The organism is Frankia alni ACN14a, from assembly GCF_000058485.1.
GTDB classification, from domain to species: domain Bacteria; phylum Actinomycetota; class Actinomycetes; order Frankiales; family Frankiaceae; genus Frankia; species Frankia alni.
On sequence record NC_008278.1, the window covers coordinates 4831534 to 4846922 of the forward strand.

Annotated in this window: 12 protein-coding genes and 2 pseudogenes; 12 read left to right on the top strand and 2 right to left on the bottom strand. The window is 72.3% G+C overall.

All coding sequences use genetic code 11. The features are described 5' to 3' along the window. Positions 1–524 precede the first annotated feature (524 nt). The 11 genes from FRAAL_RS19445 to FRAAL_RS19490 all read left to right on the top strand — a co-directional run bounded on the left by FRAAL_RS19445 (position 525) and on the right by FRAAL_RS19490 (position 12024). On the top strand, positions 525–2189 hold the full coding sequence (locus FRAAL_RS19445) for an ABC transporter substrate-binding protein (protein WP_011605567.1): 1665 nt from the start codon (positions 525–527) through the stop codon (positions 2187–2189). Further along, on the top strand, positions 2186–3274 hold the full coding sequence (locus FRAAL_RS19450) for an ABC transporter permease (protein WP_011605568.1): 1089 nt from the start codon (positions 2186–2188) through the stop codon (positions 3272–3274). The genes FRAAL_RS19445 and FRAAL_RS19450 overlap by 4 nt, the downstream gene beginning before the upstream one ends. Next, a complete protein-coding gene (locus tag FRAAL_RS19455; protein WP_157892151.1) occupies positions 3271–4197 on the top strand; it encodes an ABC transporter permease in 927 nt (308 codons plus the stop codon). Before FRAAL_RS19450 ends, FRAAL_RS19455 begins: the two co-directional genes overlap by 4 nt. Then, positions 4194–6056, top strand: coding sequence for a dipeptide ABC transporter ATP-binding protein (locus tag FRAAL_RS19460; protein WP_157892152.1), 1863 nt, complete (start codon positions 4194–4196; stop codon positions 6054–6056). The genes FRAAL_RS19455 and FRAAL_RS19460 overlap by 4 nt, the downstream gene beginning before the upstream one ends. After that, entirely contained in the window at positions 6053–7183 is a 1131-nt protein-coding gene (gene solA / locus FRAAL_RS19465; RefSeq protein WP_011605571.1) for an N-methyl-L-tryptophan oxidase, read from the top strand. Before FRAAL_RS19460 ends, solA begins: the two co-directional genes overlap by 4 nt. A 23-nt stretch (positions 7184–7206) precedes the next feature. Further along, positions 7207–8439 (top strand): LLM class flavin-dependent oxidoreductase, encoded by a 1233-nt coding sequence (locus tag FRAAL_RS19470; RefSeq protein WP_011605572.1) that lies wholly within the window; start codon positions 7207–7209, stop codon positions 8437–8439. Beyond that, a complete protein-coding gene (locus FRAAL_RS19475; protein WP_011605573.1) occupies positions 8436–9812 on the top strand; it encodes an NtaA/DmoA family FMN-dependent monooxygenase in 1377 nt (458 codons plus the stop codon). The genes FRAAL_RS19470 and FRAAL_RS19475 overlap by 4 nt, the downstream gene beginning before the upstream one ends. Next, positions 9809–10660, top strand: coding sequence for a GNAT family N-acetyltransferase (locus tag FRAAL_RS19480; protein WP_011605574.1), 852 nt, complete (start codon positions 9809–9811; stop codon positions 10658–10660). Before FRAAL_RS19475 ends, FRAAL_RS19480 begins: the two co-directional genes overlap by 4 nt. Positions 10661–11011: 351 nt before the next feature. Further along, complete coding sequence (locus FRAAL_RS19485; protein ID WP_041940763.1) at positions 11012–11320, top strand: nucleotidyltransferase family protein; 309 nt, start codon at positions 11012–11014, stop codon at positions 11318–11320. After that, positions 11310–11543: a HepT-like ribonuclease domain-containing protein gene (locus tag FRAAL_RS36170; RefSeq protein WP_011605577.1), complete on the top strand. Its 234-nt coding sequence runs from the start codon at positions 11310–11312 to the stop codon at positions 11541–11543. The genes FRAAL_RS19485 and FRAAL_RS36170 overlap by 11 nt, the downstream gene beginning before the upstream one ends. After that, entirely contained in the window at positions 11533–12024 is a 492-nt protein-coding gene (locus tag FRAAL_RS19490) for a DDE-type integrase/transposase/recombinase (RefSeq protein WP_372667067.1), read from the top strand. Before FRAAL_RS36170 ends, FRAAL_RS19490 begins: the two co-directional genes overlap by 11 nt. Positions 12025–12055: 31 nt before the next feature. Here FRAAL_RS19490 and FRAAL_RS30610 read toward each other — a convergent pair whose 3' ends face one another. Together FRAAL_RS30610 and FRAAL_RS19500 are read right to left on the bottom strand one after the other, a co-directional pair. After that, the gene (locus FRAAL_RS30610) at positions 12056–13324 is read right to left on the bottom strand and encodes a restriction endonuclease (protein WP_083866852.1); all 1269 of its coding nucleotides are present in this window, start codon (positions 13322–13324) and stop codon (positions 12056–12058) included. A gap of 188 nt (positions 13325–13512) precedes the next feature. After that, positions 13513–13749 (bottom strand): annotated as a pseudogene (locus FRAAL_RS19500) (flavodoxin family protein); the annotation flags it as partial. 158 nt (positions 13750–13907) lie between these two features. Here FRAAL_RS19500 and FRAAL_RS35100 point away from each other — a divergent pair. Continuing rightward, positions 13908–14891: pseudogene (locus FRAAL_RS35100) on the top strand (BTAD domain-containing putative transcriptional regulator); the annotation flags it as partial. Positions 14892–15389 lie beyond the last annotated feature (498 nt).

Here is a 15389-nt window from a genome sequence, read left to right on the forward strand (position 1 = left end):
CGCCGGTCGCGGGCCGGGCACGATCACCGTGCCCGGCCCGCGGGCTCACCGGTCACCGCAGGTGCGGCTCACCCGCCGCCTACCGATCGACCTGCGTCGTTCATCCAGCTGTCTCTGTTCGCCGGCCTGACACCCGCTGCCGGCCGGCCTCCGGCGGTCCCGCCGCGCCCCACCCACCCGAGTTGAGCCGACCGTCGCCGTCCGTCGGCTGAGTATCCGGACCTGGCCGCCCGGGTTCGGGCGTGCGGCGGCCTCGCTCAGGTCGTGCCCGGACCGGCCGCTCCGGCCGCGTGCGGCGGGCCCACCGCACGCGGCCGGTCGGCTCATCCGGCGGGCCGGCCGGAATCCCGACACCGATCGCGGCAGCAGGCGCCGCCGGGCCGTCGGGCCGGTTCCGATCGCGATGACCAAGCGGCTACGTCCACCGACGCGGCCCCGTCCACCCGACGCGGCCCCGTCCTCTGGCGCGCCGCCAAGACCAACCCCAACCCCGTCGACCACTCGATCAGGAGAACGGAAACCCGATGTCCAGCAACGTCTTCGGCGTCAGCAAGCGAGTCTCGCTGACGCTCGCCGCCGGGTCCGCAGCGCTCGCGCTCGCGGCCTGCGGCTCCAGTGGCGGCTCCACGGGCGGCTCTGCCGGCGCGGCCGGCGCCCCGGTTCGTGGCGGTACGTTGACGTTCGCGATCAACTCCGACGGCACCTGCCTCGACCCGCACCAGAGCCCGGCCGACGTCGACGGGTTCTTCGCCCGGTCGATCGTCGACTCGCTCGTGGCCCTGAGCGACGACGGCACGATCTCCCCCTGGCTCGCCACGAGCTGGACCGTCTCGCCGGACCAGAAGACGTACTCGTTCGTTCTGCGCGACGACGTCACCTTCAGCAACGGCGAGAAGTTCGACGGCGCGGCCGTCAAGGCCAACCTCGACCACATCGTCGCCCCGGCGACCAAGTCGCAGCTGGCGGCCGGCACCATCGCGACCTACACCGGCACCACCGTGCAGGACCCGACCCACGTCGAGGTCCACTTCAGCACGCCGAACTCGGCGTTCCTGCCTTCGCTGGCCACGGCGTACCTGGGCATCGAGGCGCCGAGCACGTTGACGAAGCCGCCGTCCGAGCTCTGCACGAAGATCGTCGGGAGCGGTCCGTTCATCAGCGCGGGCGGCTACGTCAAGGGCAAGGGCATCGACTACGTCCGGAACGCGAAGTACAACTGGGCGGCGAAGAACGCCAAGCACACCGGCCCGGCCTACCTCGACGCGTTGTCGATCCGCAGCATCCCCGAGGACTCCTCCCGCTACGGGGCGCTGACCAGCGGGCAGATCGACGCGATCGCGAGCGTCCCGCCGGTGAACGTGGCGCAGCTCAAGTCGACGCCGGGATTCCGGATCCAGACCGCGGCCGCGCCGGGCGGCAACTACAACTACTACCCGAACACCGTCAAGGGGCCCTTCGCGGACGTCAAGGTCCGGGAGGCGTTCCGGGCGGGCATCGACTGGGCGACGATCGTCGACAAGCTGTACTTCGGCGTCTTCCCGCCCGGCAAGGGCCCGCTGTCCCCGGCGACCGTCGGCTACGACACGTCGATCGAATCCGCCTACCGCTACGACGCCGCCAAGGCCAACCAGCTGCTCGACCAGGCCGGCTGGACGGGTCGGGACGCGCAGGGCTACCGCACCAAGGACGGCAAGCGGCTCACCGTCGTCCATCCCTTCCTCAAGCAGTTCGCCCGGGAACAGCGCGACGTCGTCGCCGACCAGGTCCAGGCCGCGGCGAAGCAGATCGGCATCGAGGTCAAGACCACGAACCCCGAGTACACCTCGTACATCAAGGACGTCGCGGCCGGCAACTACGACCTCATCGACTTCAGCTGGCAGCGGGCCTCGCCCGACGCGCTGCGCACCCTGTTCGGCAGCGCGGCCATCCCGAAGGACGGCTTCGGCACCAACGGCTCGCGGCTGTCCGACCCGGCCCTCGACAAGGACTTCACCGACGCCCTGGGCACCACCGACCTGACGAAGCAGGGCGCGCTCTACGGCGACGCGCAGCAGCGGATCACCTCGGCCGCCGCGGTGTTCCCGATCTACGTGTTCAACTACGTCCTCGGATCGAGCACGAAGGTGCAGGGGCTGCGGTTCGAGCCCCAGGCGTTCCCGCTCTTCTACGACGCCTGGACCGGCAAGTGACCATCGCCCTCGCGGCGGACGAGCGGCGCGGAGGGGGCCGTGCGGCCTCCTCCGCCCGCTCGATCGGGCTCGCCGTCCTGCGGCGGGTCGGGTACGCGGTGGGTGTGCTCTGGGGTGCGGTCACCGTCACCTTCGCGGCGCTGCACCTGAAGTCCGGCGGCATCATCGACGCGATCATCGGGCAGGCAACCGTCTCCCCCGAGGTCAGGGCGCAGATCATCTCCGACTACGCCCTGGACAGGCCCTGGCTGGTCCAGTACTTCGACTACCTCGGGCACCTGCTGCGCGGTGATCTCGGCCATTCCTACAACCAGGGGATGGACGTCACGACCGCCATCGGCGACCAGCTTGCGCCCTCGTTCGAGCTGATGGCCGCCGGCGTCGTGCTCGCGCTGGTCGGGGCGATCGTGGTGGCGTTGCTGACCGCCAACCGGCCCCGCTGGATCCGCGGCCCGTTCGCCTTCCTGGAGATCGTCGGTGTCTCCGTGCCGGCGTTCTGGTTCGCGATCCTGCTGCTCACCGTCTTCTCCTTCCAGCTCCACTGGTTCCCGGCCATCGGAGCGAACAGCGTCCGGGGACTGGTGCTGCCGGCGATCGCCCTGGCCGTGGCCCCGGGCGGAACCCTCGCTCAGGTGCTGCGAGACGGGCTGGAGCGCGCGCTCGACGAGCCGTTCGTGACGACCGCCCGCAGCCGCGGCATCCGGGAGACGGCCGTGCTGGTCCGCCACGCCCTGCGACACGCCCTGATGCCGGCCATCACCATCGCCGGGTGGCTCGCGGGCGCGTTCCTGGGCGGCGCGATCGTGATCGAGAACGTGTTCTCCCGGCAGGGCCTCGGGACGCTGACGGTCGGCGGACTCGGCCGCCGGGACTTCCCGCTGGTCTCCGGGGTCGTGCTCATCGCGGCGGCGTTCTACGTCGTCATCAACCTGATCATCGACGCCGTCTACCCACTGCTGGACCCCCGGCTGCGTCCCGTCGCCCCGACCGCCTCCGGGCCCGCGAACGCGGCCGCCGCCGACATCACCTCGACAACGAACCCGTCCGTCTCGGCGACCGGGGCTGACCAGAAGGGCGACCGATGACCCTCACGCCGGTCGATCCGACCGGGCTCCCGCCCGGCGGCGCTTCACCGGGCCCGCCGGGCGGGACCGCGACCTCGACCGCGACCTCGACCCGCGGACGCTGGTCCGGGCCGCGCGTGTCGCGGCCAGGGGTGGTCCTGAGCTTCGCCTTCCTCCTGGTGTTGCTCCTGGCCTCGTTCTGGCCGCAGCTGTTCACCGGCACCGATCCGAACGCCGCCGACATCTCGCAGACGTTGCAGGGCCCTGGCTCCGGTCACCTGCTGGGCACGGATCAGAACGGCCGGGACATCTTCGCCCGGATCGTCCACGGCACCCGGCTCTCCCTCTGGATCGGTCTGAGCGCGTCGGCGCTCGCGCTCGTGGTGGGAGCGGCCGTCGGCGTCGCGGCGGCGCAGGGCGGCCGCGTGCTCGCAGCAGTGACGGACTGGCTGCTGAACGTGTTTCTGAGCATACCGGGGTTGCTGCTCGCGCTCCTGGTCATCGCCATGCTCGGCCCCGGCACCCGCAACTCGATCCTCGGTCTGAGCCTCATCTTCATCCCGGGCTTCGCCCGGGTGGTCCGCGGCGAGGTGATGCGCATCCGTGCCTCGGTGTACCTGGAGGCCGCGCGGGCGCTCGGCTGGCCGAAGCGACAGGTGATCATCAGACACCTGGTGCCGAACGCGTTGGGTCCGGTCCTGATCCTGGCCACGATCAACGTGGGCGGGGCCATCAGCCTCGGCTCCACCCTGAGCTTCCTCGGACTCGGCCCGCAGCCGCCCACCGCCGAGTGGGGCGCGATGCTGTCCAGCAGTCGCACCTACTTCTCGGTCGCCTGGTGGCCCGCGATCTTCCCCGGGATCGCGATCACGCTGGCCGTCCTGGCCATCACGGTCGCCGGACAGTTCCTACAGGCACGACTCGAAGGCCGAAACGCGCGATGACGTCCGACAGCGACACGACGACCGACAGCGACACGACAACCGACGGCGACACGACGACCGACAGCGACACGACAACCGACGGCGACACGACGACCGACAGCGACACGACGACCGACAGCGACACGGTGTTGGAGCCGGCGGTGCGGCCCGGCGAACCCCGAACCCTCGTCGACGTGGCGAACCTGCACGTGCGGTTTCGGCTGGGCCGGCGCGCGGTCGACGCCGTGCGCGGGGTGTCGTTCCGCATCGACGCCGGTCAGAGCATCGCCGTCGTCGGGGAGTCGGGCTCGGGCAAGAGCGTCACCGCCCGCAGCCTCGTCGGCCTGGCGGGACGCGGGGCCGAGGTGCGGGCCGACCGCCTGGTCATCGACGGCACGGACGCCCGGGCGCTGCCCGAACGCCGGTGGCGAACCCTGCGCGGCCGGCACATCGGCTTCGTCCTGCAGGACGCGCTCGTCTCACTCGATCCGGCCCGCCGGGTCGGCGCCGAGATCGCCGAGACGCTGCGGGCCCATCGGGTGGTCCCGCGGGCGGAGGTCGACGCGCGGGTGGTCGAGCTGTTGCGGGAGGTCGGCGTGCCGGAGCCGGCGGCCCGCGCGGGCCAGTACCCGCATCAGCTCTCCGGCGGGCTGCGGCAGCGGGCCCTGATCGCCTCGGCGATCGCGGCCGACCCGGCGCTGCTCATCGCCGACGAGCCGACCACCGCGCTGGACGTCACGGTGCAGGCCCAGATCCTCGAGATGCTCGCCGCGCGCCGGCGGGCCGGGACGGCGCTGCTGCTCATCAGCCACGACCTGGCGGTCGTGTCCCAGGTCGCCGACCACGTCTTCGTCATGAAGGACGGAGTCTTCGTCGAGCACGGCCCGACCCGGCAGGTGCTCGACGACCCGCGGCACCCCTACACCCGCCAGCTCCTCGCCGCCGTGCCGGTCGCGCACGCCCGCGGCACCCGACTGTCACCGCAGCCCGGTGGCCCGGTGGCGCAGCCTCGGGCGGTCGTCGGCGACGGGGTCGTGCTGGCGGCCAGGAACCTGGTCAGGACGTTCGCCCTGGACGGGCGCCGCACCCTGACCGCCGTGGACGACGTGTCGTTGGAACTGCGGGCCGGGGAGACGCTCGGCATCGTCGGCGAGTCCGGATCCGGCAAGACCACGACCGCCCGGCTGCTGCTGGACCTGGAGCGGGCAAACTCCGGCACGGTCGAGGTCGACGGCACGGCCTGGGGCGAGATCGACGTCCGGACCAGTGCGCGGCTGCGCCAGCACATCCAGGTGATCTATCAGGACCCGCTCAGCTCGTTCGATCCGCGCTACCCGGTCCGGAAGATCGTCGCCGAGCCGCTGGCCGTGGCCCGGGTCCCTCGCGCCGAGCGCCGGAGCCGGGTGCTGGAGCTGCTCGACCAGGTCGGGCTGGGGCGCGACGTGCTGGACAGGCGACCGCGCCAGCTCTCCGGCGGGCAGCGCCAGCGGGTGGCGATCGCCCGGGCACTGGCTCCCCGGCCGCGCGTCATCGTCTGCGACGAGCCGGTCTCGGCCCTCGACGTCTCCATCCAGGCCCAGATCCTCGACCTGCTCGCCGATCTGCAGGCCCGGCTCGGCATCGCCTACGTGTTCATCTCCCACCACCTCGGCGTGATCTACCACGTCAGCGACCGTGTGCTGGTCATGAAGGACGGCCGGATCGTCGAGTCCGGCGATGTCGAGCGGGTCTTCCGGGAGCCGCGGCACGAGTACACCCGTGGCCTGCTCGCCGCGGTGCCGACGCTGGACGGCGCCGCGCTGCGCCCCCCCGTGGAACCACGGGCGACGGTGGAACCACGGGCGACGAGCGTGGTGGACAGTGAAGGAGCGGTGGCGTGACCGTCCACAAGGTCGACGTCGTCGTGCTCGGCGGCGGGGCGATGGGGTCGGCGGCGGCCTGGCAGCTGGCCCGCCGCGGCGTCGACGTCGTGCTGCTCGAACGGTTCGCGGCCGGACACGTCCGGGGGGCCTCCCACGGCGCGTCCCGGATCTTCCGGCTCGCCTACCCGGACCTCGGCTACATCCGCCTCGCCCAGCAGGCCCGGGTGCTGTGGCGGGAGCTGGAGGATCTCACCGGCACCGAGCTTCTCACCGTCACCGGCGGGGTGGAGCACGGCGGCGACCCCGCGTTGGACCAGGTGGCCGACGCCACCGCCGCGGCCGGCGTGGCGTCGCAGTGGTTGACGCCGCGCCAGGCCGCGCGGCGCTGGCCCGGCCTGCGTTTCGACACCCGGGTGCTGGTCCACCCGGACTCCGGGCGGCTGCACGCCGACAACGCCGTCACCGCGTTGCAGGACAGCGCCGTCAAGCACGGCGGTGTGGTCCGCCACGAGGTGCCGGTGCGAACGCTGGCGGTGCGGGGGGACGACGCCGTCGAAATCCACACCGAGGACGACCGTTACCTCGCCCGCCGCGTCGTCGTCGCCGCCGGGGCCTGGACGGAGAAGCTGCTCGGCGGCCTCGTGCCGCTGCCGGCCCTGCGGGTCACCCAGGAGCAGCCCGCGCACTTCGCCCCGGTCGGCCCGCCCACGGCGGCCGATCAGGACCGCTGGCCCAGCTTCGGGCACCTGCTGACGGCCGGGACCCGGGAGGCCATCGCCTTCCACGGCGGTGTCTACGGGCTGGAGACCCCGGGCGAGGGCGTCAAGGTCGGCTTTCACGGGGTCGGGCCGGTGGTCGACCCGGACCGGCGGGACTTCGCGGCGGTGCCGGCCCAGCTCGCGGCGCTGCGGGAGTACGTGCGGCGCTGGATCCCCGGGGTGGACCCGGACCGTTTCGCCCCGATCAGCTGCACCTACACCACGACCCCGGACTCACACTTCGTCCTGGACCGGCACGGCCCGGTGGTCGTGGCGGCGGGATTCTCCGGCCACGGTTTCAAGTTCGTGCCCGCCATCGGCCGCATCCTCGCGGACCTGGCCGTCGACGGCACCCGTCCCGATCCCCGTTTCGCCTCCACCCGTTGACCCGCCAGAAAGCGAGGATCACCATGCCCGAACCCGATCCGCTGCACCTCGCCGTCGCCCTGGACGGTGCGGGGTGGCACCCGGCGGCCTGGCGGGAGCCGTCCGCTCGCCCGCGCGAGCTGTTCTCCCCGGGCTACTGGGTGGACCTGGTCACCGAGGCCGAACGCGGACTGCTCGACTTCGTGACCTTCGAGGACTCCCTGGCGTTGCAGTCCTCGCTGCTGGGCGGCGCGGACGACCGCACCGACGAGGTGCGGGGCCGGTTGGACGCGGTGCTGGTCGCCGCCCGGGTCGCCCCGCTGACCTCGCACATCGGCCTGGTGCCGGCCACCTCGGTCCTCCACACCGAGCCGTTCCACCTCTCGAAGGCCATCGCGACCCTGGACTACACCAGCGGCGGCCGGGCCGGCTGGCGGGTCCAGGCCGGCCGGCCCGCCGAAAGCCCGCACTTCGGCCGGCGCGAAGCCCCCGAGATCAGCTTCGACAACCTCGACACACCCGAGATCCAGGCCTTCGTCACCGCATCGTTCGACGAGGCCGCCGACTACGTCGAGGTCGTCCGCCGGCTGTGGGACAGCTGGGAGGACGACGCCGAGATCCGCGACGTCGCCACCGGCCGGTTCGTCGACCGCGACAAGCTGCACCACATCGACTTCGAGGGACGCTGGTTCAGCGTCCGCGGACCCTCCATCACCCCCCGCCCCCCGCAGGGCCAGCCGCCGGTCACCGCGCTGGCGCACGCCACCGTCACGTACCGGCTGGCGGCCCGTGCCGCCGACGTCGTCTACGTCACCCCCCACGACACCGACCAGGTGCGCGCCATCGTCGCCGAGGTCCGCGACGAGCAGGACCGCGCGGGGCGCGCCGGCGAGACCCTGCACGTCTTCGCCGACCTCGTGGTCGTCCTCGACGACACCGCCGAGGCGGCCGCGGACCGGCTCGGTCGACTCGACGGGCGCCTCGACGCGCCGGCCGGGTCCGACGCGAGGACCTTCGCCGGTACCCCCGCCGACCTCGCCGACCTCCTCCTCGACTGGCAGGCCGCGGGCCTCACCGGCTACCGGCTGCGCCCCGCCGTCCTGCCCGACGACCTGACCGTCATCACCCGCCGGCTCGCCCCCGAGCTCGCCCGCCGCGGTCGGTTCCGCACCGAATACCAGACCACCACCCTGCGCGGACACCTCGGCCTGCCCCGACCGGCCAGCCGTTACGCCGTCGCCAGCGCCGAGCAGCGAATCGAGGTCGCCTCCGCATGACCAGCCCGCGCAAGCAGATCATCCTCGGTCACTACATCGGCGGGGTCAATCACCACACGGTGTGGTCGGATCCGGCCGCCGGCAGCCAGATCGCGTTCTCGTCGTTCCGGCACGCGGCCCAGGCGGCGGAGCGCGGGAAGTTCGACTTCTTCTTCCTCGCCGAGGGGCTGATCCTGCGCGAGCGGCTCGGCCAGATCTTCGACCAGGACATCGTCGGGCGCCCGGACACCCTGCCGGTGCTCGCCTCGCTGGCCGCCGTCACCGAGCATCTCGGGCTCGTCGGCACCCTGAACGCCACCTTCAACGAGCCGTACGAGCTGGCCCGCCAGCTTGCCTCGCTGGACCATCTCTCCGGCGGCCGGGCCGGCTGGAACGTGGTGACCTCGTTCGACGCCTTCACCGGGCAGAACTTCCGCCGGGGCGGTTTCCTGCACCGCGACGACCGGTACGTGCGGGCCGAGGAGTTCGTCGCCCTCGCCCGCCAGCTGTGGGACTCCTGGGCCGCCGACGCGATCGCCGCCGACGCCGAGACCGGCCGGTTCCTGCGCGACGCCGCGGCCGGGACGTTCCGCCACTCCGGTCGCCAGTTCGACGTCGCCGGCCGGTTCACCGTGCCGCGCAGCCCGCAGGGACGGCCGGTGGTCCTGCAGGCCGGGGTCTCGCCGCAGGGCCGTGACTTCGCCGCCGCCACCGCCGACGCGATCTTCTCGCCGTACCACGAGCTCGGGCCGGCCCAGGAGTACTACCGCGACATCCAGGCCCGCCTCGCGCGGGCGGGCCGGCCGCCGGGCTCGGTGAAGCTGCTGCCCGGCGGGGCGTTCATCCTCGGCGACACCGAGGCCGACGCCGTCGAGCGGCAGCGGGAGGTCGCGCGCGCCCAGGTCAGCGGGCGGACCGCGCAGATCCTGCTGGAGACCGTCTGGAACCGGGACCTGTCCGGCTACGATCCGGACGGCCCGCTGCCCGACGTCGACCCGGACCCGGCCGGCCCGCCGGTGATCCAGGGCCGCGCCCGGCTCGCCGAGGACCCGTTCGAGACCGTGCGGACGTGGCGCGCGCTGGCCGAGGCCAACCGTTATTCGCTGCGGGACCTCGCGATCCGCGTGTTCAGCCACACCGAGTTCGTGGGCACGCCGACCCAGATCGCCGACCGGCTCGACCACTTCGTCCAGAACGACGGCTCGGACGGCTTCATCCTGGGCTCGCACGTGACCCCCGGGGGCATCGACGAGTTCGTCGACAAGGTCGTCCCGTTGCTGCAGGAACGCGGCTCGCTGCGCGCCGAGTACAGCGGGACGACGCTGCGGGAGAACCTCGGCCTCCCGCCGGTTCCGGTCGCTGCGGACCGGACGCCGCAGGGCGCGCCGGCGTGACCGCACGGCATCCGCTGGACAACCCGGCCTTCGCCTCCCTGCTGGGGCCGCACGCGCACCTCGCCGTCCGGCAGGGCGACGTGCTGCGCTACCCCGAGGACGTCGCACCGTTCATCGCCCTGCCGGACGATCCCGACGCCGACACCTGGCGCGACGCCGCGACGCTGCTCGGACCCGGGGCGGTCCTGCCGCTCGCCGGCTTCGACGGCGAGCCGCCGACCGGATGGGAGGTCATCGGACACGGTGCCGGTGTGCAGCTGGTGGACGACGGTGTCGCCGCGGCGCCCGACGACGAGGCCGTCCGACTCGGGCCGGACGACGTCGGGGACATCCTCGCGCTGATCGACCGCACCCGGCCCGGGCCGTTCCGGTCCCGGACCATCGAGCTCGGCACCTACCTCGGCATCCGGCGCGGCGGCGTGCTCGTCGCGATGGCCGGGGAGCGGCTGCACCCGCCGGGCTGGACGGAGATCAGCGCGGTGTGCACCGACGAGGCCCACCGCGGGCAGGGACTGGCCACCCGGCTCGTGCACGCCGTCGCCGCGATCATCCGGGCCCGGGGGGAGACGCCGTTCCTGCACGCCTCGGCGGACAACACCGGCGCGATCAGGCTCTACGAACAGCTCGGTTTCCGCCTGCGCCGGCGGGTGAGGTTCACCGTCGTCCGGGTGCCCGGTGAGCCCACGGGCGGTGTGCCAGCCCCGAACCCGTTCGCCGCCGTGCGCGACGCGGGCGCCCCGACCACCGGCATCCCGACCACCGGCGGCGCGACCACCGGCGGCGCCGCCGCCCCCGCGCCGCGCAGCGCGTCGGGGGCCGACGTGACGAGCGGAGATCCGGCCGGGTGACCGGAGTACGCCGGCTCGACTACGGGGCTCGCCGCCACGTGGCGCCGAGCGGGCCCAGCTCCTGCCCCGTGCCGTGGAGACTGGCGCGTCGACCGTGCCGACCGGGAGGTTCTGATGGCGGCTGACGAGATCCGCGATGCGCAGCCAGTCAGCCGTGTGAGTAGCGTTGGTCCGCGAGCCCATGCTTGCCCGGGGACACGCACGGCTGGGCCCGGTTGCGCCCACGTCGGCGGCTGCTTCCGTGATGGCGGCGCCCACTGTCGACGAGGTCGCGCTGCGCGAGCAGGTCGAGGCATCGCACTCAGGTGCACAGGCCACCGCATCGGGCACAATCACCGAAAGGAGGTGATCATGCGTCCGTTGATCGAGGCCAGGCGGACAGAGATCCAAGGACTCTGCCGTCGGCTCGGCATCCGCCGCCTCGACCTCTTCGGCTCCGCGACCAGCGAAGCCTTCGACCTCGACAGCAGCGACGTCGATGTCCTCGTCGAGTTCGACGATCGTGCCGAATTCGACTACTACAGCACCTACTTCGCCCTCAAGGAGGGACTCGAGCACCTGTTGGGCCGCGCCGTTGATGTCGTCAGCGTCACCAGCATTCGCAACCCCTACTTCCACGACCAGGTCATGCGCACCAGGCAGTCCCTGTATGCCGCCTGACCCGCGGAAGTACCTCTGGGATGCCGCGAACGCGGCTGGACTCGCCAGAAGTTTCGCCCATGGCCAGACCTTCACCGGCTATCAGGCGAACGCGATGCTCCGCGCCGCCGTCGAGCGCGAGTTCGAAATCATCGGCGAGGCACTCAACCAGCTCTCCAAGGTCGCCCCGGACGTCGTACCGGGACGTCGAGGAACTTCTGGCCGAACGCGGCATCGACGTTGACCACGCCACCGTCTACCGGTGGGTCCAACGCTTCACGCCCTCGCTCGTCGACGCGCGCGGCCCTGCCGGCACAGCCCTGGGGACAGGTGGTTCGTCGACGAGACCTGCCATCAAGGTCGCCGGCTACTGGACCTACCTGTACAGGGCGGTCAACCTGCACGGCCAGGTCATCGACGTCCTCGCCAGCACCCGCCGCGATCAGGCTGCGGCACGCCCGTTCTTCACCGCGGCGCTGTCTCACGGGCGCCGGCCGGTCGAGGTCACCACCGACAAGGCCGCCGTTTACCCACGGATCCTCGACGAGCTGCTCCCCAAGGCCTGCCACGCCGACGCCGCGCGGGAGAACAACCGGATCGAAGCCGATCACGGCCGCCTGAAAGCCCGACTGCGGCCGATGCGCGGCCTGAAACGGCTGCTCTCCCAGCAGGCCTGCTGGCTACGCATCGTGACGCCAGACCAAGCGCATCCCGTTACTGCCTGATCACATCCTCTGGTCAAATGCGACGAGCCCCTTATCCCATCCCATCCGTCAGCCGGCCTAGGTTTACTCGGCGCAGATCGCCAACGACCAAGACGTCGTGGCCTTGGTAAGCCATCGGGAACTCAGCCCGGATTTTTTCGCCGTCGATTCGAAATGTCCCCAGGGCGGTGCTCGGAGCACAGCTCGACGTGCTTGGTGTCACCGGGTGAGACGTGATTGACAGTACCGTCGGCGCACGCACAGAATTTAGTAGCACCTCCCCCACGCCCACACAGTTGGCTACTACCCATCTGGAGCTTCCGATCACGCTGTCGGCCTTTGCGACCCCAAAAAGCGTCAGTTCGATTTTCATCCGCGCTGAACCGACAATGGCCACTCCCTCCCAGCCGCCGACGAACGCGGCCGGCACGACCGTTGCCGAGGAGGAGCCGGGCGACGTCGCCGCCGTCGGGGGCGCTCCCGTGGGAAAGGCCGACGCGGTCGCGCCCAGTCCTGTGGGAGCAGGATTGACGGGCAGGACCAGAGTCGGGGTGGCGGTCGGAGTTGGAGCCGAGGTTGGGGCCGAAGCGGATCTCGCGTCCCCCGTGTCACGGATGCCGGGGAAGAAGGCGACGAGAAGCCCGACCGACAAGACGCCGATCACGACGAGAGCTGCCCGCGTCCGCCTCCGCGGCCTGCTCATGCCGGCAGCTCTCCGCCTTCCAGGCGCGGACTGCGCGTGGGACGGCCTTGGCTTCGCCCCACCCGTCAGTGAGCCACGCCTGAGCATCCGCAGCTCAGCCAGCGGGACGTAGAAACGCCCTTTGAAACTGGCCTCGTCCCGGGCGGCATCGATCAGTTCCTGGGCGGGAAACCGGCCGCGGACGATGGCTTCGACATGCTCACGGTCGAGCAACATCAAGCGCGGGCGGTCGCCGCTGCGCTTCAGGCTGGACAGTGCCTGCTCCGTGTAGCCGGACATGGAGACGAAGATTCCCAGCGTGCCCTCCTGCCGCTGTCGGACGCGGGCCGCGAGCTGGGCCAACGGGCCGAAGTCAATCGGCCTCCGGTGCCATTTTGCTTCCAGTATGAAGCGCGTCTGGCCCTGCCTGAAAGCAACATCGACCTCGCCGAGCTCTCCGCACGAGCTCACCACCGGATCGAGGCCCTCGGCATGAAGCGCCTTGGCAAGAAGTCGGTTGAACTCGACCCCTCTCGCCTGCTTGCTCATTCCTCCCTCGAGGTTCACCAGCGCGCGATAGTCCCGTTCCAGTTCAAGGCGGACAGCCTCGACTGGGGGAAGCGGGTCTTCTTGTCCCATCCGCTGATCACCTGATCCCGTAGGCGGACAACCGAGAGCCCTGAACCGTGGAGGTCCGGCTCCTGCGCGGGGCAGTCAGCCGGATGAGTCAGCCAGAACCGTCTCCATCGTCTCGCAGCGTGCCTATAGCTCCGACCCGGCCCCCCTTGTGCGATCAGCTGAGTTGTAGGGCTTTGGCTCGGCGGTGGCAGTGGCTCACGCAGGCGCTTCCACTTCAGCCCGGTGGTGATGGTCTCGACTCCCCGGACCGCGCCGGTGGTGTCGCTGTTGCCATGGACGTACAGGGCATACGGCCGGCCGACGGTGGCTTCCAGGCACGGATAGTAGATCTGGTCGAAGAAGTGCTTGAGCGCACCGCTCAGGTAGCCGATGTTGGCGGGCGTCCCCAGCAGGTAGCCGTCGGCGGCGAGCACGTCGAGCGCGGTCGGCCGACCCTAGACTGATCGGCGTGGTCGTGAGTCTCACCCTCCTGGACGGGGTGCGCTGGGAGGGCGCCCCGGTGGCGGGCGACCGGCCGCAGGCGCTGCTGGCGGCGCTGGCGTCCGAGTACGGGCGGCCGGTGCGGGCGGAGCGGCTGGTCGAGATGATCTGGTGCGGGGAGCCGTTGGCCAATCCGACCAAGGGGCTGCAGGTGGTCGTCTCCCGGACCAGGGCGGCCTGCGGTGCCGGCGCGGTGGTGCGCGACGGCGACGGCTACCGGCTCGGCCTCCCGCCGGCGCAGGTCGACAGCTGCCTGCTCGGCCAGCTGGTGGCCGAGGCCGCCGGACTCGTCGCGGCCGATCCGCGGGCCGCCGCCGCGCGGGCCCGCGCGGCGCTCGAACTCGGCGCGTCACTGCCGACGGTGCCCGCGGACGACCGGGGGACGCTCGCCGACGTCCGCCGGGCGGCCGGGCGCGACCTGGCGGCGGCCCGGCTGCTGCTGGCCCGGGTCGCGAGCCGGACTGGCCGGCACGCCGAGGCACTCCCGCTGTTGGAGACGGCCCACGCAGGGCGGCCCGACGACGAGGGCCTGCTGGCCGACCTGCTGCGCAGCGAGGCCGCGGTGCGCGGGCCCGGGGCGGCCCTGCACCGCTTCGAGGGCTACCGCCGGGACCTGCGGGAGCGGCTGGGCACCGGCCCCGGTGAGGCGCTCATCCGGATGCAACGCGAACTGCTCGCCCTCGACCGGCCGCCCGTCCGCGACGGGATCCAGTACGACGCCACCGCCCTGCTGGGCCGCCAGCACGACGTCGACCGGCTGCGGGCGCTGCTGGACCGGTCCCGGGTGGTGTCGATCGTCGGGCCGGGGGGTCTGGGCAAGACCCGCCTGGCGTACCTGCTCGCCCGGGACAGCGCGCTGCCGGCGGTGCATGTCGTCCCCCTCGCCGGGGTGACGGCGCCCGAGGACCTGCTCGGCGAGATCGGCGCCGCGCTCGGGGTCCGCGACTCCATCGGCGAGCGCCGGGTGCTGACCCCGGCGCGACGCGCCGACCTGCGCACCCGCATCGCCGCGCGGCTCGCCCGGGGGCCGACCCTGCTGCTGCTGGACAACTGCGAGCACCTCGTCGTCGCGGTCGCCGAGCTCGTCGCCTTCCTGGTCACGGCCACCGCCGACCTGCGGGTGCTCACGACGAGCCGCGCCCCGCTGGCGATCAGCGCCGAACGGGTCTACCTGCTCGGGGAACTGGCCCGCGCCGACGCGATCGAGCTGTTCTGCCAGCGCGCCGCCGCCGCCCGACCCACCGTCCGGCTCGACCATGCGGTGATCGGCCGGATCGTCGACCGGCTCGACGGGCTGCCGCTGGCGATCGAGCTGGCGGCGGCGCGGGTCCGGGCGATGTCGGTGGAGGACGTCGACCGGCGGCTGACGGACCGGTTCACCCTGTTGCGCGGCGGCGACCGGGCCGCACCGGATCGCCACCGCACGCTGCTCGCGGTGATCGACTGGTCGTGGAACCTGCTGGCGGAGCCGGAGCGGCGCTCGCTGCGCCGGCTGGCGGTCTTCCCGGACGGTTTCACCCTCGCCGCGGCGGAGGAGGTCCTCGCCGCCTCCACTGACGGCTCCGACCCCGGAGGCGGCTCCGAC

Excerpts from the sequence above, each read along its gene's own strand:
- FRAAL_RS19470 (WP_011605572.1), top strand. The coding sequence starts at position 7,207 with ATGCCCGAACCCGATCCGCTGCACCTCGCCGTCGCCCTGGACGGTGCG.
- FRAAL_RS36170 (WP_011605577.1), top strand. The coding sequence starts at position 11,310 with ATGCCGCCTGACCCGCGGAAGTACCTCTGGGATGCCGCGAACGCGGCT.
- FRAAL_RS19460 (WP_157892152.1), top strand. The coding sequence starts at position 4,194 with ATGACGTCCGACAGCGACACGACGACCGACAGCGACACGACAACCGAC.
- FRAAL_RS19455 (WP_157892151.1), top strand. The coding sequence starts at position 3,271 with ATGACCCTCACGCCGGTCGATCCGACCGGGCTCCCGCCCGGCGGCGCT.
- FRAAL_RS30610 (WP_083866852.1), bottom strand. The coding sequence starts at position 13,324 with ATGGGACAAGAAGACCCGCTTCCCCCAGTCGAGGCTGTCCGCCTTGAA.
- FRAAL_RS19485 (WP_041940763.1), top strand. The coding sequence starts at position 11,012 with ATGCGTCCGTTGATCGAGGCCAGGCGGACAGAGATCCAAGGACTCTGC.
- FRAAL_RS19445 (WP_011605567.1), top strand. The coding sequence starts at position 525 with ATGTCCAGCAACGTCTTCGGCGTCAGCAAGCGAGTCTCGCTGACGCTC.
- FRAAL_RS19475 (WP_011605573.1), top strand. The coding sequence starts at position 8,436 with ATGACCAGCCCGCGCAAGCAGATCATCCTCGGTCACTACATCGGCGGG.